The sequence below is a fragment of the Nonomuraea sp. B12E4 genome (assembly GCF_039871825.1).
Classification (GTDB): Bacteria; Actinomycetota; Actinomycetes; order Streptosporangiales; family Streptosporangiaceae; genus Nonomuraea.
The window spans coordinates 25,860-44,227 of sequence record NZ_JBDPME010000035.1 but is presented as its reverse complement, the minus strand read 5'-3'; the positions used below and the strand labels follow the sequence as shown (position 1 = coordinate 44,227).

Annotated in this window: 16 protein-coding genes; 8 read left to right on the top strand and 8 right to left on the bottom strand. The window is 70.3% G+C overall.

Annotated features, from left to right (window positions below; translation table 11 throughout):
* Positions 1–74: 74 nt before the first annotated feature.
* Positions 75–1,574 carry a M28 family peptidase gene (locus tag ABGB18_RS43345; RefSeq protein ID WP_347701531.1) on the bottom strand — a complete coding sequence of 500 codons (1,500 nt, stop codon included), beginning with the start codon at positions 1,572–1,574 and terminating at the stop codon, positions 75–77.
* Positions 1,575–1,729: 155 nt separating this feature from the next.
* Positions 1,730–2,338 carry a hypothetical protein gene (locus tag ABGB18_RS43340; RefSeq protein ID WP_347701530.1) on the bottom strand — a complete coding sequence of 203 codons (609 nt, stop codon included), beginning with the start codon at positions 2,336–2,338 and terminating at the stop codon, positions 1,730–1,732.
* A gap of 449 nt (positions 2,339–2,787) precedes the next feature.
* On the opposite strand from ABGB18_RS43340, the gene ABGB18_RS43335 reads away from it, so the two are divergent.
* From ABGB18_RS43335 to ABGB18_RS43325, 3 genes are all read left to right on the top strand, one after another.
* Complete coding sequence (locus ABGB18_RS43335) at positions 2,788–4,860, top strand: protein kinase (protein WP_347701529.1); 2,073 nt, start codon at positions 2,788–2,790, stop codon at positions 4,858–4,860.
* Positions 4,861–4,872: 12 nt separating this feature from the next.
* Positions 4,873–6,813 carry a WD40 repeat domain-containing serine/threonine protein kinase gene (locus ABGB18_RS43330; protein WP_347701528.1) on the top strand — a complete coding sequence of 647 codons (1,941 nt, stop codon included), beginning with the start codon at positions 4,873–4,875 and terminating at the stop codon, positions 6,811–6,813.
* A gap of 133 nt (positions 6,814–6,946) precedes the next feature.
* The gene (locus ABGB18_RS43325; RefSeq protein ID WP_347701527.1) at positions 6,947–7,291 is read left to right on the top strand and encodes a YbaB/EbfC family nucleoid-associated protein; all 345 of its coding nucleotides are present in this window, start codon (positions 6,947–6,949) and stop codon (positions 7,289–7,291) included.
* A 7-nt stretch (positions 7,292–7,298) separates the two neighbouring features.
* Here ABGB18_RS43325 and ABGB18_RS43320 read toward each other — a convergent pair whose 3' ends face one another.
* Positions 7,299–8,252 carry a hypothetical protein gene (locus ABGB18_RS43320; protein ID WP_347701526.1) on the bottom strand — a complete coding sequence of 318 codons (954 nt, stop codon included), beginning with the start codon at positions 8,250–8,252 and terminating at the stop codon, positions 7,299–7,301.
* 18 nt (positions 8,253–8,270) lie between these two features.
* Positions 8,271–8,669 carry a hypothetical protein gene (locus ABGB18_RS43315; RefSeq protein WP_347701525.1) on the bottom strand — a complete coding sequence of 133 codons (399 nt, stop codon included), beginning with the start codon at positions 8,667–8,669 and terminating at the stop codon, positions 8,271–8,273.
* Between the two features lie 204 nt (positions 8,670–8,873).
* Between ABGB18_RS43315 and ABGB18_RS43310 the strand changes: the two genes are divergently transcribed.
* The 5 genes from ABGB18_RS43310 to ABGB18_RS43290 all read left to right on the top strand — a co-directional run bounded on the left by ABGB18_RS43310 (position 8,874) and on the right by ABGB18_RS43290 (position 12,412).
* Positions 8,874–10,058 (top strand): hypothetical protein, encoded by a 1,185-nt coding sequence (locus ABGB18_RS43310; protein WP_347701524.1) that lies wholly within the window; start codon positions 8,874–8,876, stop codon positions 10,056–10,058.
* The gene (locus ABGB18_RS43305; RefSeq protein ID WP_347701523.1) at positions 10,055–10,207 is read left to right on the top strand and encodes a hypothetical protein; all 153 of its coding nucleotides are present in this window, start codon (positions 10,055–10,057) and stop codon (positions 10,205–10,207) included. The genes ABGB18_RS43310 and ABGB18_RS43305 overlap by 4 nt, the downstream gene beginning before the upstream one ends.
* 139 nt (positions 10,208–10,346) lie before the next feature.
* Entirely contained in the window at positions 10,347–10,844 is a 498-nt protein-coding gene (locus tag ABGB18_RS43300) for a sigma-70 family RNA polymerase sigma factor (protein ID WP_347701566.1), read from the top strand.
* Positions 10,841–11,536 (top strand): anti-sigma factor, encoded by a 696-nt coding sequence (locus tag ABGB18_RS43295; protein WP_347701522.1) that lies wholly within the window; start codon positions 10,841–10,843, stop codon positions 11,534–11,536. Before ABGB18_RS43300 ends, ABGB18_RS43295 begins: the two co-directional genes overlap by 4 nt.
* An 18-nt stretch (positions 11,537–11,554) precedes the next feature.
* Positions 11,555–12,412 carry a PHP domain-containing protein gene (locus tag ABGB18_RS43290; protein WP_347701521.1) on the top strand — a complete coding sequence of 286 codons (858 nt, stop codon included), beginning with the start codon at positions 11,555–11,557 and terminating at the stop codon, positions 12,410–12,412.
* Positions 12,413–12,442: 30 nt separating this feature from the next.
* On the opposite strand, the gene ABGB18_RS43285 is transcribed toward ABGB18_RS43290, so the two are convergent.
* From ABGB18_RS43285 to ABGB18_RS43270, 4 genes are read right to left on the bottom strand one after another with little or no spacing between them, the layout of a single operon-like run.
* Positions 12,443–14,713, bottom strand: coding sequence for a hypothetical protein (locus ABGB18_RS43285; RefSeq protein WP_347701520.1), 2,271 nt, complete (start codon positions 14,711–14,713; stop codon positions 12,443–12,445).
* Complete coding sequence (locus ABGB18_RS43280) at positions 14,710–16,416, bottom strand: ABC transporter permease subunit (protein WP_347701519.1); 1,707 nt, start codon at positions 16,414–16,416, stop codon at positions 14,710–14,712. Before ABGB18_RS43280 ends, ABGB18_RS43285 begins: the two co-directional genes overlap by 4 nt.
* Positions 16,413–17,678 carry a hypothetical protein gene (locus ABGB18_RS43275; RefSeq protein ID WP_347701518.1) on the bottom strand — a complete coding sequence of 422 codons (1,266 nt, stop codon included), beginning with the start codon at positions 17,676–17,678 and terminating at the stop codon, positions 16,413–16,415. The genes ABGB18_RS43280 and ABGB18_RS43275 overlap by 4 nt, the downstream gene beginning before the upstream one ends.
* Positions 17,662–18,297 carry an ATP-binding cassette domain-containing protein gene (locus ABGB18_RS43270; RefSeq protein ID WP_347701517.1) on the bottom strand — a complete coding sequence of 212 codons (636 nt, stop codon included), beginning with the start codon at positions 18,295–18,297 and terminating at the stop codon, positions 17,662–17,664. Before ABGB18_RS43270 ends, ABGB18_RS43275 begins: the two co-directional genes overlap by 17 nt.
* Positions 18,298–18,368 lie beyond the last annotated feature (71 nt).

Sequence of the window (18,368 nt, the reverse complement as noted above, 5' to 3'; positions counted from 1 at the left end):
CCCTGCCTGTCCACCGCGCCCCCGGACCGGAAGCCGGCGGACCGGGAAAGGTGGGCGGCCCGGTCCACGGACTGCTATCGGGTGATCCTGACGTCGTCCACGCCCGCCTCGACCAGGGAGGCTCCGGAGGCGTCGGCCGCGTCGACGAGAATGCGGACCGTCTGGCCGGCGAAGGCGTTCAGGCTCGCGCCGGCCGTGGCCCAGGCGCCGTTGCGGTTGGTGGCCGCGCCCGCCTGGTTGAGCACGGTGGTCGTGGTGTTGCCCACCACGCGGACCCGGAAGTAGTCGGCGCTGGAGGCGTTCGAGCCGTGCGCCAGGTACCACGAGAACGACAGGTTCAGCGTGCCCGTGGGCAGCGTGATCGGCGGCGACTGGATCGAGGTGACGCCGCCGTCGAGGTCGTGGTCACCGGCCGCCGTGCCCGCCAGCCTGCCCGTGACCAGGTCGTTCGTGCCGCTGACCGTGGTGCCGAGCTGTTTGGTCCCGGAGGAGGTGGTGGCCGCGGGGTCGCCGCGCTCCCACTGGCCGAGGGTGGCGGTGTCGGTGCCGCCCGGGTTGACCGTCCAGCCGGTGGCCGTCTCGAACGTGTCCTGCCAGACCGCGACGGGCGGCACGGCGGTGGCGATGGTCCACACCGCGTACGCGATGGCGTCGGCGTTCCTGTTCAGGGCGGTGTCGTTGATGTTGGCCGTGGTGTCGCAGGCGCGGTGGTAGCAGACGTCGAACGCCTGCCCGGCCGTGCCGCCCCACAAGGAGGCATGAGTGCTGGACTTGATGCCCTCGGCGCCGGTGAACGTGCCGCCCGCCGGAATGCCCACGGCGATGAACGGCCCGTAGTCGGAGCGGCCGTCGAAGTCGGTGCCCCTGGTGGCGACGCCGATCGAGGTGAAGTAGTCCTGGATGGTCCGCTCCAGTGCGGCGGATCCGGCCGGGCCGGGACCCGAGCCCGTTCCGTCGGAGTTGTCGCCGTCGTACACGAAATAGCCGGGGTTGGGGGAGCCGACCATGTCGAAGTTCAGATACCCCTTGATCCGCGCCCGTTCGGCGGCCGGCAGGTTGCTGACGTAGAACTGGGACCCGCGCAGCCCCAGCTCCTCCGCGCCCCACCAGGCGAACCGCAGGTGCTTGGCCGGCTGGAGCGCCTGGCGGGACACTTCGAGAGCGGTCTCCAGGATGGCCGCGCTGCCCGAGCCGTTGTCGTTGATGCCCGGCCCCGCGGTGACGCTGTCGAGGTGCGCCCCGATCATCAGGACGTCGTTGGGGTCCCCGCCCGGCCAGTCGGCTATGACGTTGTAGCCGGTGGCGCCGTTGTAGGTGAACGACTGCAGGGTTGTGGTGAATCCGGCGGTGTTGAGCAGGTTCCTGACGTAGTTCGCCGAGGCCAGGTAACCGGGGCGGCCGTGCGCCCGGTTGCCACCGTTGGCGGTGGCGATGGACTGGAACTGGGTGAGGTGCGCTTTGACGTTGGCCAGCGAGATGTCCGGTGCGGCGGCGGCCTGTGCGGGCCCGACCGGCAGGACGCCGGCCAAGGCTAACGCGAGGGTCGTGACGGCCGCGACGATGGGTGATCTCATGCCTTTTCTCCAGGTGAGCGGCATGGCGGCGCCTCCATCCGAGCTCGATGGGTGGAAGATCCCGAGATGGTGCTGTATGGAAGGTAACCCCCGGAATGGGGTTCGCCTAGGGACCCACCCTCACTCGTATGAGAGCTTTGTCGGACCCACGGGTTTCACGGGCGTACCGGGTCCTCGGAGCGCAGCTCGTTCAGCAGGATTTCGGGCCGGTCTGCGAAGAAGCGGATCGTGTGCGCCTCGGCGAGGGCGCCGAGAGGGCGCTCGAAGGTGATCGGCTCGGTGAGCTGGATCGTCACGTTGGCCGTGGAGGCGACCGCCACGGTCAGCCGTCCGTCCGTGACCGAGACCATGGCACTCTCGTGGTAGCTCCGGCTGGTGTGTACGGAGGCGATCCGGTGGCGGGGCACGCGCAGATCGAAATACGCCCCGTACCTGATGCGCAGCTCGTCGGCGGTGACCACGTGCGGCCGGGTGGCGCAGGCGGCGGCCAGCGCGACCCCGAACAGCAGCCCGTAGACGTCGAGGGCCAGCACCGCGAAGCGCACCCCCGCGGGCACGTCCATGGCGACCAGCAGCAGGTCCACGACCACCGTCTCGACCAGCATCGCGAACATCATCAGCGACATCGTGAAGGACTGCTCCTTCGCGTACGTCACGGCGGTCGCGCCGTCAGGCACGCCGTGACGGCGGCGTGCGAGCCACAACCCGACGGCTGCCAGGCCCTTCGCCTCGAACTCCAGGATCCGCAGCGCGGCTCTCCCCATCGGCGGTCCTCTCTTTCGCGATCGACACTTCCGATTGCACACGTTGACGTCGCGTCAAGGTCAAGCCCTGATGATCGGGTCTTCCTGACTGGTCAGCGGAGGTGCAGAAAGTCTTGTTGATCTTCGGGAGCCAAACGGGGAGCCAGTGCTCTACCCGGTCTTCGACTTGAAGTGAACCACACCGCCCAGGGCTGGCGAGGAGTACGAGATCAGCCGATCGGCCACGGCCGACGAACATCCAGACCGATCACCTCGGTCACGACCCGCCACGGCGGGGAGAAAGTGGCAGCCCTCGGGCTGAGGATTCCAACGCATGCGATGCCACACGTCTTTAGCGCGCGGCAGCCGCTCCTGGAGGATGGCATTGACCAGGATGCTCGACTGGCGAAAACATCACGCATTCCACTAATTCGGATTCTTTGTCTCAAGTGCCCAGCTATGGTGAGCCCGTGGGCGAGGATCTTCAGCGGATCTCGGCGGGGCGGTATCGCGTTCTCGGCCCCCTCGGCAAGGGCGGCATGGGCGCGGTGTGGCGGGCGCTGGACGTGGAGCTGGGGCGTCCGGTCGCGGTCAAGGAGTTGCGGCTTCCGGAGCACATCTCCGAACAGGACCGGCGCAATCTGTACGCACGGATGGAGCGCGAGGCCAGGGCCGCCGCCAGACTGAAGCACCCTGGGATCGTGACGGTGTACAACCGTCTCGTCGGTGGCGATGGACGCCCATGGATCGTCATGGAGCTGATCCAGGGGGGCTCGCTCGAAGACCTGCTCCAGCGCGAAGGACGGCTCCCTGTCGCCCAGGTCTCCGACATCGGCGTGAAGATCCTGGACGCTTTGATCGCGGCGCATGCCGCAGGCGTCGTGCATCGTGATCTCAAGCCCGCCAATATCCTCCTGGAGGGCGAGCGTGTCGTCGTCACCGATTTCGGCATCGCCGCGCTCGAGGGCGACACCAAGCTCACGATGTCCGGCGCCATCCTCGGCACTCCGACCTTCATGTCGCCCGAGCAGGTGTGCGGACTTCCCGCGACGCCCGCGTCCGACCTGTGGTCTCTCGGCGCCACCCTCTACATCGCCGTGGAGGGTCGTCCGCCGTTCTCGGGCCGTACCCTCAGTTCCCTCTTCGTCGCCATCGCGACTCAGGATCCTGCTCCGCAACAGCACTCCGGGCCGCTCACTGCGGTCCTGGACGGGCTGCTGCACAAGAACCCGGCCGAGCGCCTGACCGCCGAAGCCGCCCGTGACCGGCTCAGGCTGCTGGCCGCCACGTTCGAACCGCACAGATCAGCGCCTGTCTCGCCGGTGGATGCCCTCGAACCGGCTGTTCTCGTCGACACCTCCGGCCCCGCGTCCTCCAGCATCGCGCCCGTAGCGGGTCCATCGACGAACGTCGCCCCACCTCCCACGGTCGTCGAAAAGCCGATCACAGAGCGGCCGTATCCTCCGCCGCGTCACCTTGTCCGATCCCGAAAAGTGATCATCCCGCTGACTGTGGTTCTCGCGCTCGCTACCAGCGCGGCGGTATGGCTGATGAGAGGTCCCAGCGAATCCGAGCCTCCCGCGACGCAGACCTGGTTTCCCCGGGCGGTCAGGCTGCCGATCGAGAACTACGGTTACGGATTGGCGCTCAGTCCGGACGGGAAGACCGTTGCCCTGGGAGGCGACGACGGCATCGACTTCTGGGATCTCGCTTCACGTCAACGATCAGGGCCCCCCATCCAGCCCACCGGGGCGCTGAGAGCCGGCGGTACGATGGCCTTCAGCCCCGACGGGCGGCTCCTGGCTGCGACCGACGACGGACGTCAAGATGTGGACGTGCGCACCTTTGACCAGGTCAGGTTGTGGGACGTGCGGTCACACCAGCAGATCGGCAAGACCTTCGGCCGGCCGCTCGCCACCGTCGGCTCGCTGAGCTTCAGCCCGGACGGCCAGACGTTGGCGACCTCTCACCAAGATGAAACCCGGCTCTGGAATCTCACCACCCAGCGCCAGATAGGCGCCTCGTTCCCCAATAACGCCGCCGGCCCGGTCACCTTCCTCGACCAGGCCGGAAAACTTCTCGCAACCGACCACGACCTGACCGTCTGGAACATCAAGACACGACGGAAGTCCGGCCGGCCGTTCATGCCCCTGTCGGTGAACCTGTGCGATCTGGTCGTGGTCAGCCCCAACGGCAAGATCTTGGCCGCCGCCACGAATGATCACGAAATCAAGCTCTTCTCGGTCAACTCGCGGAAGAAGATCTCAAACCCCATCAAGATCACCGCTTCGCCCTCGTACGAGGACGTCATCGCATCCCTCAGCTTCAGCCCGGACGGCAGGCTCCTGATCAGCGCAGGCTCTACCGTACGGATCTGGGATGTGAAAACGGGCCGGCAGGTCGGCCCAACTCTTACCGGGAAGCCGGTGATTGCGGGCTTAGGCCCCTGGAGAAGCGCCGTTGTGTCCCCGGACGGCAGATCCCTCATCACCGTCGGCGACCATGCCCTTGAAGTCTGGGACATCCGCCGTGCTTATCAGTGAAAAGGAGTCTCGGTGAGCGTGGGGCCTGTGCACCTCCTGGCGGGCCGGTATCAGATCCAAGGAGCACTCGGCCGGGGCGGCATGGGAACGGTCTGGCAGGCATGGGATACCGAACTGGACCGGGCCGTCGCCATCAAGGAACTGCGGCTCTCCGACGACATCCCCGAAGAGGAACGCCGCAACTGGTACGCCCGGATGGAGCGCGAGGCCAGGGCCGCCGCCAGACTGAAGCACCCCGGGATCGTCACGATCTACGACCGCGTGGTCGAGGAGGACGGACGCCCATGGATCGTCATGGAGCTCATCCGCGGTTCTTCCCTCGACGATCTGCTCCGCCGGCACGGACGGCTGCCTGCCGAGAGGGTGGCCGCGATCGGCCTGCAGATGCTGGACGCGCTGATCGCCGCGCACGCCACAGGCATTGTGCATCGTGACGTCAAGCCGGCCAACGTCCTGTTGGAAGGTGATCGTGTCGTCCTCACCGACTTCGGGATCTCCACCCTGGAGGGCGACGCTCCTCTGACGAGGTCCGGCGCCCTCCTCGGAACCCCGTCCTTCATGTCCCCTGAGCAAGTGCATGGTGGTCCCGCCACAGCGCAGTCCGATCTGTGGTCTCTCGGCGCCACCCTCTACACCGCCGTGGAAGGCCATCCGCCCTTCTCCGGCGCAACCCCCGGATCCGTCTTCGTCGCCATCGCCACCGAGCAACCGGACCCCACGCATCATGCCGGACCACTTGTTGCCGTCCTGGACGGCCTGCTGCGCAAAGATCCCACCGTACGGCTGACCGCCCAGGGCACCCGCGACAAACTCACCCACCTCGCGGCCGCCCAAGGCAACAACCAACCCGGCATCGGCTGCTCCTCGGAAACCGATACGGGACCGCCGCCCAGCGGCGTGCCCCTCCGACGCGGACCGCGGACCCTGAGAACGCTTCCCGCCGTGGGGCTCGTCGTGGCTCTCGCCGGCATCTCCGCTGCCCTGGCCATCTGGCTCCAGTCCCCGCCCAGCCCAGTGCAGAACAGATTTCCCAGACTCGCCTGGCTGTCGGAGTCGGAAGCGGGCTGGGGGTCTGGGCTGGCGCTCAGCCCAGACGGGACCACCCTGGCGGTGGGAACCAGGACCGGCGTCGAGTTCTGGGACGTCGCCACGCGCCGGAAACTGGGTGACACGGTAGAAATTTCCGGAGCGCACCACGTGGACGAGCTCGTATACAGTCCCGACGGCAAGAAGCTGGCCGTGCTCAACTATGGCCTCGGCGGCCGGCAGCTCCATCTCTGGGACGCCGTCGGCCGCAAGCCAGATGGGCCGGCACTGATGAGCGGCGGAGAGATCCTGGGACTCGCCTTCAGCCCCGACAGCAGGACGATCTCGGTCACCAATACGGAGAGATCGTGGACCGAGCTGTGGGCGGTCGCGTCGCGGCGACCTGTGGGAACACCGGTCAAGACCGAGCCCCTGGCAGTCTCCATCACATTTCTGGACCCCGGCGGCAAGCTCTTCGTCTCGGACGGCCCTGAGGTATGGGATACCACCACGGGCCGCAAGCACCGTCGCCAGTTCCCCATCACTCCCTGTTCGAACAGCGGCTCCCCCTCAGCCCTCGCGCCGGACGGTCAGACCGTGGTCATGATGAGCCTTCAAGAAAGGCAGCTCTGCTTCTACTCGACCAAGACCTACACGCAGATCGGGCTCACCCGAGAAGTACCCGAAGAAGCGAAAATGGGCCCGGTCGCCTTCAGCCGGGACGGCGCCATCCTGGCCAGTGGCGGCAAGACTGTCCGGCTCTGGAACACCCGCACCTTCGAGCAGATCGGGCCGGACATGACCCCCGTCGAGACGGAGGTCGTGTCACGCGACGGCGACCGAGTCGCCATCACCCCTGACGGCAACGTCCTCATCAGCCTGACCAGTGCGGGCCTCGAGTTCTGGGACATCAGCTCCGCCCGTTGAGCGACTCCCGGCATCACGTGCGCCGGGCCGGTCAGCGATCCGCTCCGTGAGCATCCGGATCGGCCTTCTGGCCCGGCGCCCCGGGTGTTTTGATGGCCTGCAACTTGTGTGAACTTTTGATGGATAATGCCTTATGGCGGAACGCGATCTTCACACCGGCGACCTCGAACTCGACCGTCTCATGGCGGAGTTCCAGACGAACTCCAGAGAGTTCTCCGACGTCATCGGCAGGGTCGGTGAGGTGACCGGCGAGGCGGAGAGTCCGGACGGCAGGATCAAGGTGCGGGTTTCGTCGTCGGGGCAGTTGACCGCCCTGCGCATCGATCCCCGGGCGATGAGGCTGGGCTCGGAGGAACTGGCCGACGCGATCATGGACCTGTCGCGGCGCGCGACCGAGGACGCGGCGCGTCACCTGATGGAGGTGACGCGCCCCTACCTCGGGGACGACCGGCAGGGCGAGTCTCCGCGACGCCGGTAGCAGGTGTTCATCTGGCGCGCGGGATGAAGCTGCGCGTCCCGTGGATGATGAACTTCTGGTACATCTCCTCCGCCGTCAGCCCGTGCTCCGAGCCGGGCAGCGGATTGTCTCCGTGCTGGGCGTCCAGGGCCATCGAGTATGCGGTCGAGCCGGCCAGCCGGGGGACGAAGCTGCCGTTGTTCAGCGTCATCCCGTTCGGCAGGGGGATGTGCGTGCCGACGGTCCGCAACCCGGGCACCTTGGCCATCAGCGCCGCCCCGCCGTCGGCGACCCCGTCGAAGGCCATGTTCGCCACGAAGTTCTCCCGGAACGTGGTGAGGTTGTGGTCGACCGACCTGACGTCGTTGCCGGACAGGTCCGTCCTGATCCCGCCCAGGTAGTTGAGTCCCAGGGGCAGCAGCACCTCGCCCGAGGCGTACGCCACGCTGTCGGCGACCCAGTAGGAGAACGTGGGCAGCAACAGGATGACGAAACGGTTGGCGGTCAACCTGAGCAGTATGGCCTGCCTCTTCATGATCGCCTGAAAGAGCTTCCAGGTGAGGACCTGATATCCGATGGTGAACATCATGTCCACCGTCATGATCCAGCACAGCACCCTCAGCGCGTGATTGATCTTCTCGATGACGTCGGCGTAGGCCCGGCAGGCGTTGGCGGCGTTCCGGTGCTTGAGGGAGATCGCCAGGACCGCCTGGCCGTAGTCCTCGTTCCAGAACTTCCTGAACTCATCGACCGCCGGGCCGGAGCTTTTCCGCCAGACGACCTCGGCGGCCGTGTGCGCCTGCCGGAAGCGCAGATCGATCTCGTCGGCGATGGCGTCCAGGACGTCGGCCGCCTCCCGGATTTGGTCCGGGTCACCTTCGAGGTAGGAGACGCCGAACAGGACTTCTGGTGCCAGTGCTCCGGCCAGACCGGCACCGGCCATGCCGCCCAGGGCGACCTTGGTCCCGAGCCCGATGGGCATGGTGCGTTTCCTTCCGCTTCAGTCCCGTACCGGGGTCGTGGGCACGCTGATCTCGTCGTCCTCGCGCCGGGCCAGCTCGACCAGTTCCTTGACGAACTCGTTCTTGTCGACCATGCCGGCCCAGTCGGCCGCACGAACGTTCCTGCTCATCGCGACCACCGCGTCGCCGATGCCCTCGTAAGCCCTGCCGAGGTTGCCCAGGGCCGTGCTCAGGTCCTCGTGCGCGCTGTCGAAACCGGGGTGACTGTCGGCTCCCCTGCGGAAGACCCGGGCCGCCTCGTCGCTCCCCGGGTTGCCGAAATGGGGGATGAGTGCTTCCAGTTGCGCGCTGAGTTGCTGGACACGCCGGCTGAAATCACCGCCCTCGGCGCGAATCGCCCCACCGCTGCCCTCCATGCTGGAATGGTCGATCTTCAAGAGGTGTCCTCCGCATGCGTCGCCCAGATGATCAGTCTCTGTACTGTTTATTACCGGGAGGTGACTTTGTCGTTGCCATTGTGCACTGCGTGACTCCTGAGGCGCGGGATCGGTGCTCTGAAGACCCATCTCCTATGGCGTTGAACCCCTGGCGGGTGGCCGGCGTACCCCCTGACGGCACGCGCCGACCTGGTGGGGGATGCCATGGAATTTACGGGATGGGACGCCGGCCTGGCCCTGCGGCCGCGCGACTACCTGGGTAGCGGCGAGTCGCTCGCCGACATCGTCAAAGCGAGGGGACCGTTCCGCGGCGAGGCGCTGCACCGCCTCGCGCTGGACGTCGCGGCCACGCTGGCCAGGCTGCACATGGCGGGCATCGCGGGGCTGCGGCTCGATCCGGGGAACGTCATGATCGCGCACAACGGGCGGGCGTTCTTCACCGCGGGGCCGCGTACGAGTGACTTCCCGTCGCAGGACGTCCGGGACTGGGCCGACGTGATCGTGTTCGCGGCGACCGGGCGGTGGCAAGCCGCTGAGGCGCGACCCGACCTCGGCGGGCTGTCCCCGGGGCTGCGTACGGCCATCGACGGATGCCGCCGCCGGTACGCGTCGGCCCGCCCGACCGCGGTGGACCTGGTGCACAGGCTGCTCGGCCGCCCCGGGATCGCCCACCGGGACACCGTGCCGGAACTGCTCAGCGAGGCCGAGCTCAGAGCCGGAACGGACGACAGCGCGGGCGGGCGCGACAGGGCGAAGCCGGATGAGACCTTGGGCTGGGGTGACAGTGCGCGGCCGGAGGACGGCCCCGGGGCGGGCCACTGGTCGCCGCCCGGGGACACTCCGATCACGCTGGCGCCGTGGGCGAACGATGACGCGCCCGTCACGCTCGTCCCGATCTCGCACCCGAGCACTCCGGTCACGCGCAAGCCGCGGTCCAGCCCGAGCGCTCCCGTCACGCGCAAACCACGTTCGCACCCGAGCACTCGGATGACGCGCGGACCACGTTCGCGCGCGGAGGTCTCCGCCACACCCGCGCGCCTCCCTCACGGGCACCCTCTGGAAGCACTCGCTCCGCTGCCGGGCGAGGACACGACGGCCGCGCCGCCGCCCGAAGACGTCCTGATCGTCCCGGCGCCGCCGCCGGCCGCACCCGCGCCGGTGGAGTACGAGGAGACGCTGGTCGAGCCCGCACCCGCGTGGCGCAGGCCCTCGTACTTCGTGGGCGTCGCGGTCGGCGTGCTGATCGTCGCGGTGTCGGCGGGCGCGGTCACCGCGGTCTCCGCCCGGGCCGACACGCCCTCACAGGACGAGCACCTTTCCCAGACAAACGGCTTCCGGGCGAACCAGATAAACCCGGCGGCCGGCGAATCCATCGGGGGCGAGCGATGAAACCGTTCGGGCTCGGCATTCTCAGCGGCGTACTCGCCGGCACGATCGCGGCGTCCGTGGTGTTCGCGCTCACGGACGCCGATTCCCCGGCGACCACGTCCAGGTCGGCGCCCGCGAGCGCCGTCGTCGAGAACCCCGGCGATGGCTGACCGCCTATACCGAGAAAGGCGAATTTCCTGACCATGAGCCCAGCGGTGGTTAGAGTAACAACCCCCCAATCAGCGCGATATTTCCTGATATCCGCAGCGCGAGGAGCCGCGGGTGAATCACCGCGTAACCGACGAGGCCATGGTTCGAGCCCTCTACCGCGAATACGGCGCCCCCTTGATGGCCTTCGCCGTCAGGCTGACGGGCGGCGATCGGCGCTGGGCAGAGGACGTCGTTCAGGAGACCCTGGTACGCGCCTGGCGCAACCTGCACGACCTGCGTACCGAGTCCGGCTCGCTGATGCCCTGGCTGGCGACCGTGGCCCGCCGCGTCGTCATCGACGACCGCCGCCGCTCGGGCACCCGGCCCCTCGACACCGTCGAGGACGTCGCCGACCGTGCCCAGCCGGTGGCGGCGGAGGACGAGCGCCTGCTGCGCGAGATCATCGTGACGGACGCGATGCTCTCTCTGTCGCCCGCCCACCGCCAGGTGCTCACGGAGACGTTCCTGCTCGACCGCACGCTCCAGGAGGCCGCGGAGACGATCGGCGTGCCGGTCGGCACCGTTAAGTCGCGGGTGTACTACGCGATGCGCGCTTTGCGCATAGCGTTGGAGGAAAGGGGGGTGACTCCGCCATGACGGAGGTGCATCACGAGGACGTGGCAGCGTACGCGCTCGGCCTGCTCAGCGAGGACGAGCGGAGAGCGTTCGAGCGCCACCTGGACACCTGCGCGAGCTGTGCCGCCGAGGTCGGGACCTTCGTGGCCATGGGCGAGCTGATCAAAACCGTGCACCCGGACGACCTGCTGCCCAACGCGCCCGACTCCCAGGTCGAATCCCTCCTGGTACGCCGGGCCGCCGCCGAGCGCCGCCGCCGCAGGCTGCACCGCACGTTCATGTCCGCCGCCGCCAGTGTCGTGGTCGCGGCCGGCGTCTTCCTCGGCATCAACTCGATCACGGGCGACCCCAACCCCGACAGCATCCACAGCCCGGCCCGCGCACTCCTGCTCACCGGCCGCACCTACGCTCTCAGCGACACCACGACCGGCGTGTCCGGCGTCGTCGGCCTGGAGGACAAGGGCTGGGGCACCCACGTGGCGCTGGAGCTCAAGGGCGTCAAGGGCCCGCTGCAGTGCCGCCTGATGGCCTTCGGCGACGACGGCCGCTCCGAGGTCGTGGCGAGCTGGGGCGTGCCCGCCAAGGGGTACGGCGTGCCCGGCTCCCCCGACCCCCTCCTCCTGCACGGCGGCACCAGCCTGCCCCAGTCCGACCTCAACCACTTCACGATCCAGACCGTCGACGGCAGGAGCCTGGCCACCGTGGCGGTGTGACGGCCTACGATCGAGGCGATGCGCGTAGACCTGCACAGCCACAGCACCGCCTCCGACGGCACGCAACCCGCGGCCGACGTGATGCGCCGGGCCCGCGAGCGCGGACTCGACGTGCTCGCCCTGACCGACCACGACACCGTGTCGGGCCACCGGGCCGCGATCGACGCGCTGCCCGCCGGGCTGACGCTCGTGCCGGGCATGGAGCTGTCCTGCCGCCGGTCCGGCCGCAGCATCCACCTGCTCGCCTACCTCTTCGACCCCACCGAACCCGGCCTGATGGCCGAGTGCGCCCGCCTCAGGGAGGCCCGCGAGGTGCGCGGCCGCCTGACCGTCGAGCGGCTGGCCGAGCTGGGCGTGCCGGTCACCTGGGAGCAGGTGTCCGAGCTGGCCGCCGGGGGTCCGGTCGGGCGGCCGCACATCGCCCGCGCCATGGTGGCCGTGGGGGCGATCAGCGACCCGGCGCTCGCGTTCACCTCGGACTGGATCGGCACGGGCGGCCGCGCCTACGTCTCCCGCTACGCCCTCGACCCCGAACGCGCCGTACGCCTGATACGCGCGGCGGGCGGGGTGGCGGTGCTGGCCCACCCCAAAGCGCACAAACGCGGCTACACCCTGCCCGACGACTGGATCGCCGACCTGGCCCAGGCCGGGCTCTTCGGCGTGGAAACCGACCACCCCGACCACGACGCCGCCGCCCGCGAGCACCTGCGTGGCCTGGCCGGCGACCTCGGGCTGGACGTGACGGGCGCCAGCGACGACCACGGTGAGCTGACCGGGCACCGGCTGGGCTGCGAGACGACGGCCGCGGAGGTCTACGAACGCCTCACCGCCGCCGCGACAGGCGCCACCCCCATCACGTCACAGAGCGGCCGCTGAGCTCCCCGCCCGCGGGCCACGCCCGTCGGATCACAAGGTCAGTAAGCGTGCGCGCAGCTCACTGACCTGGCGCGGCTCCGCGATCCCGTCCCAGGGGGACAGGGCCGCCAGCCCGGCCTCCTGGTGCTCCTGGATCCGTTCCGGCCGCAGCCGCGCCAGATGGAGGTGGGCCAGCGCGGTGCTCACCCCCGCCGGCGGCAGCCGCGGCTCCGCCTCCTCCAGCAGCGCGATCACTTCCTCCGGCGCGTGCTCGGCATCCTCCAGCAGCACCCCGGCCCGCTGCACCAGGCAACGCGCCCGCCCGATCTCGTCGGTGCCGGCATAGAGGCGTTCGGCCTGGTCGAGGTGGGATCTCGCGTCGAAGGCCAGGCCCAGGTAGAGGTGGGCGAGTGCGAGCAGTTCGTGGGCGTGCGCGCGGGCGTTCACGTCACCGGCCGCCCGCGCCCTGTCGAGCGCCTCGAACAGCACGGCCCGCGCGTCGGCGTACAGGCGGTGGGCCTCGGGGCCGCGCCCGTCGTGGTCGAGCGTCTGCCCCTTGCGCAGCAGCAGCGCGGCCACGTTCGTCAGCCGGAGCGTGTGGCCCGCGACGTCGCCGCCGGACAGCGCCTGCCCGTAGCGGACGAGCGCCGACTCGACGGCGGTGAACTCGTCGCCGCTGGCCAGCAGGATCGCCGCGTGCTCCAGGTGCAGCTCCGCGGGCCAGGACTCCACCTTGACCCGCAGCTCAGCGGCCTGGTTGAAGTGCTGGCGGGCCCGGCGCGGGTCGCCCGCGGTGAGCAGGATCGCGCACTGGCGCAGCTCGGCCGTGGCCTGTACCTGCTCCTCGCGCAGCGCCTCGGCGGCCCTGGCGAGCTCCGCCGCCGCGCGCAGCCGGTCCTCGTGCCGCTGTTCGAGCCGGAACCACGTCTCCAGCCCGTCGGCGATCCGGGCGAGCGCGCCGCCGGTCTTGGGTCCGGGCGGGGTCCGGGCCAGCACCTGCAGCAGCACCCGGTCCTCCATGGCGAACCAGGTGCGGGCGTCCTCGTCGGGCAACCGCGCGCCGAACGTGTCGGCCTGCTCGGCGAAGTGCTCGACCAGCCGCCGCCAGGCCGCGGCCTTCCGTGGGGTGTCCGGCGTGCCCGTGGAGCGGAAGGCGCCGGTCACGCGTACGCGCGTCATCCGTACGTTCTCCACCAGGCCGAGGTCGCCCAGCTCCTTGATCGCGTCGTCCGCGGCGGGCACGCCGAGCAGGGCGGCGGCGGCCCGGTGGTCGAGCTCGGCGACCGGCAGGTCCGACAGCAGGCTGAGCAGTTGTTTGGCGGTCGGCCTGAGCTGCTTGACGCTGAGGTTGAGCACGAATTCGAGCTTGTCGGCGATGGGCAGCCGCTCCAGGTCGTCCACCAGGGAGCGCAGGGGGATGTTCGGGTTGCCGGCCAGCCAGCGGCCGATCCTGACGATCTCGGCGGGGCTGCCCAGGCAGGCGTCGGCCAGCCGTCCGAGCGCGGCGGAATCGCGCTCGGCCCGCTCGTCGCCGATGTGGCGGGCCAGCAGGTCCCGCCCGGCGGCGGTGCCGAGCGGGCCGAGCTGGACCGGCTCCGTGTGCGGCGGCAGGTCGTCCGTGAACGCCCCCGCGACGATGATGTGCGCGCCCGGCACGCGCGGCGGCAGCCAGGCGACCTGGCTCCATGTGCTGACGTTGTCCAGCAGCAGTACCCGGCCCGAGCCGGTGAGAGCGTCGATCACCTGCGGGGTGGCGTCGTCGGCCTCCTGGATGGCGCCGGGCGGCCGGTCGAGTGTGCGTAACACCCGCTGGGCCACGCTCAGCGGTGTCTCCGGACTGTCCCGGTCGGGGCCGCGCAGGTCGGCGTAGCGCTGCTTGCGGGTGTCCCCGGCCAGGTCCCAGGTGGCCTTGATGGCGACCGCGGACGTGCCCACCCCCACCGGGCCCTGGACCACGATGACGCCGCGTTCCCCCGCCCGGTCCAGGATCTGCCGCAGCTCGGCGTCCCGGCCCACGAGGGCGTCGATCACGTCGGGGAAGGGCAGGCGGCCGAAGGGCGGCGGGGGCGGGGCGGCGCCGCGGCGGCGGAAAAGGTGGGTGAGCCAGCCGGCCGCGAACGGCAGGGGCAGCGCCAGGACGGCGAGCAGCCAGACAGGGAGGCCGCCGGCGAGCTGCTTGATCAGCTCCTCCTGCAGCAGCAGGACCGTGCCACCCGCCGTCACCAGCCCGCCGAGCCCCAGCTCGGGCAGGTGGGCGCCGGCACGCCGGGCCAGCCGCGACACCCGGAAGCGCAGCCGGTCCTTTCGCGAGATGTCCGTCATCTCCCTACCCCCTGCGTCAGCCCCCGGTAAAGCCAGCGCCCGGTGACGGCCACCACCAGCAGCGGCACCGCGGTCGCCAGCACCGACTCCGCGGCCAGCGGCCCCGCCGAGGTCACGAAGTGGCGGGCCTGCTCCAGCAGGATCAGCGACAGGTGATCGCCCGAGGGCCAGTTGAGCAGCAGCCCGACGACCGTGTCGTTCCACACCAGTACGAACGCCAGCACCCCGGCCAGCACCAGTGCGGGCCGGGCCTCGCGTACCACATGGAACAGCTCCCAGCGGTGCCGGGCCAGCATCGGGGTCGAGACGCGCACGAACGCGTTGTGCAGCACCAGCACCGCCAGCGGGATCACCAGCGCCGCGTGCACGATGGCCAGCGCGCTCCCGGTGCCGACGACGGGGCTGAGCCAGCGCTGCAGCGGCACGGCGAACGCCTGCGGCGGCAGCGCCGCCAGCGCCACCGCGACCAGGAGCGCCGGCCGCCAGCCGCGGCGCGGCAGGAGGTGCTGGTGGGCCAGCACGTACGCGGCGGGCACGGCGGCCAGCAGCACCAGCCCGACGACCACGGCGGCCCGCAGGAAGGTGGTGCCGAGTGCGCCCACGAAACCGCCGTCGGACAGCGCGTCGGCGTACGAGCCGAGGGTCCAGGGCCCGCCGCTCCACCACCCGGACAGCGCCGCGGCGTCCGGCTCGCGCAGCGAGGTGAGCCCGAGCACCACGAACGGCAGCGCCCACAGCACCGACACCGCCCAGCACGCCACCCGCAGGCGCCGCCCGCCCGTGGGACGCGCCGGGGTGACCGGCTCGGCCCAGGTCATCCCCCCGCGCAGGCCGAACAGCGCGGGCAGCGCCATCACGGCCACCATGACGGACAGCCCCACGGACAGCCCGCCGGCCCGCGCGTCGCCCAGGTCGCCGTGGTGCCGCCACCAGAACAGCCCGGCCCCCTCGACCTCGGCCTGCATCGACCCGGGCGCGCCCATCAGCACGAGGTCGAACACGCGTGCCGCCGCCACCAGCGCGAGCAGGTACGCCAGCGCAGCCGGCCCGGCCAGCGCGGGCACCACGACGGACCAGATCCGGCGCCGCCGATCCACGCCGAACACCCTGGTCACGCGGAGCAGGTTGGTCGGCATCCGGGCCAGGGCTGCCCGGAAGACCAGGAACGCCACCCCGGCCCACTGCCAGACGAACGCGAGGCCGAGCACCAGCCAGAGCCAGACCGGCCCGAGGAAGGCAACGTTCACGCCGAGCAGGTCGAGCAGGGCGTTGACCAGGCCGCGCCGCGGGCTGGTGTCGAACAGCCAGCGGAAGATCGCGCCCGTGGTGAGCGGCGAGACCACGGCCGGCAGCACCAGCAGCACGCTCAGGACGCGCCCGAGCACCGGCCCCGCGTTCCGGGTCAGCCAGGCCAGGCCGAGCCCGACCGCGCACACGAGCACGGCCAGCACCAGCCACACGAACGAGTTGCCGAGCGACTGCAGCACCTGTCCGTCGCCCAGCTCCTCGTAGCCGGCCAGCCCGTCGGAGAAGCTGATGATCACCGTCACGAAGAGCGGGACCAGGATGATGCCCGCCGACAGCAGGACCGCGAGCAGCAGGTAGACGGACGCGCGCCAGCGGCCCAGGCCGCGCCTGACCACCGGGACCCCGGCGTCGTGGTGCGGCGCGACCTCGAACAGGAACGCGTTCCGCACGCTCACAAGGCGCCCTCCTTGCTGCCCCGGACGAGCTTGTCCTTGGCGGTGCCCGCCGCCGTGGCGGGATCGACCCCGGTCACGGTCACGTCGGAGAACAGCTCGGTGAGAATGCGCCACAACCCGCGCCCGTCCCCGCCTTCCAGCGCGCCTATGAGGCGGTCGGACAGGTCGTAGTGGGCGTTCACGGCGGCGTCGAGTCTCGCCGCGGGATCGGCGAGCAGCGGTTCGGTGGGCGTCGCGTACGGCCTCAGGAAGTCGCCGTCCTTGATCCAATCCGTCAGCGCGTCGCTCTTGCCCGCCTCGGGCGGCCTGGTCAGCCAGTCGACGAAGTCCTCGGCACCGACGTCCTCGGGGCCCGTTCGCAGGGCGACCGCCACGTCGCCGCCGACCACGAGCGGGAGCTGCCCGCCCGCCTGGCGCGGGAACGGGAAGTGCTGCGGGACGACGTGGCCGGGCTTGAATCGCTTGATGACCGGTAGGGCGAAGTCGGGCGCGGCCACCATCTTGGCGGTGCCGTAGGCGAAGACGTCGAGGATGGAGTCTTGGAACTGCATGGTGAGCGCGCGCCTGGCCTGCTCGGGCTCGAAGGCGGACTTCCAGAAGCTTCCCAGGACCGTGAGCGCGTGCTCGATCTGGGGCGAGCCCCACCACCAGGGATCGCCCGCCGGCCGGTCCGGGGTGACCGCCGCCTGGCCCGGGGGAAAGAGCCCGGCGTAGACCTCGGGCGCGGAGGCGAGCAGGACGTTCTCGAACCAGTCGCTGAGCACCCACCCGTCGGCGGCCCCGATGGACAGGGCGCCCTTTTCGAATTCCCACTGACCCAGGTTGTCGGGCCTCGCAACCTCGCCTTCGCGGTGCCAGACGAGCGACTTGTGCGCGATCTTGAACCAGGCGCCCAGTTCCCGGCCGTCCTCGGACATCACGAGCTGCCGCCAGAACTTCGGCGACCGCGGCTCGCCGTCCTGCCGCGGCTCCAGCGGCGTGATACGGCGCCGGATCACCGGGTCGAAGAGCAGGCCCAGCCGGGGGATGACGGCCACGTCGGGGATGACCTCCGTCGCGGGGCCGCGCAGCAGGGCGCCGATGTTGTCGCCCGCCGAGTAGACCTTGACCGGCCCGTTGGGATACTCCTTGACCACGTCGAGGAAGCGCCGCAACTCGTCGCCGCTCCAGACCACCGCCACCCGCAGCGGCCGATCCGCGCCGCAACCGGCCAGGGTCACCGCCGGGATCGCGGCCAGCAGCGCCCTACGGCTCAACGACATCGGCGGTCTCCCAGAAGTGGGCGGGGGAGGCGAGGCTGGCCACCCTGGTCCTGTCGTCGGTCACGACCAGCACGGCCAGGCTGGGGTCGGTCCGCAGCGCCGCGCTCACCGCCGCGTGGCAGGGCCCGCAGCCCGTACGGTCCTCGACCACCAGCACCCTGACCGGCAGCAGCCGGCACAGGGCGCGGGCCAGCGCGACGTTCAGGCGCTCGTCGTGGGCCAGCTCGTGCGGCCTGGACCGCAGGAAGCCCTGGATGTCCATCCGCCTGGCCATGAACGCGACCCTGCCGCGCATGAACGGGGCCAGGTCGTCGCGGGCGGCCAGCGCCAGGTTCTGCTCGACCGTCAGGTGCGGCAGCAGCCCCGCCCCCGCCGGGACGAGCCCGACCTCGCGCTCCGCCGGCAGCCGCATGGTGATCTCCTGGGCGCCGATCTTGACCCGGCCGCCGACCGGCATCTCCAGGCCGAGCAGCAGATCGGTGAACGCGTCGGCCTCCACCGGGTCACCGGCCACCACCACGGCGGTGTCGCCCGGTCCCACGGTCAGCGGGTCGCGGTCGAGCCCACGCCGGACCCCATGGATCTCCCAGGTGAGTCCGATGAGCTCGAGAAGTGGCACGTGCGCAACCGCCGTCGAATCCGGGTGTCGTCCGGGTTCGACGCTCGCACAAACTGTGGATCACGGCAACG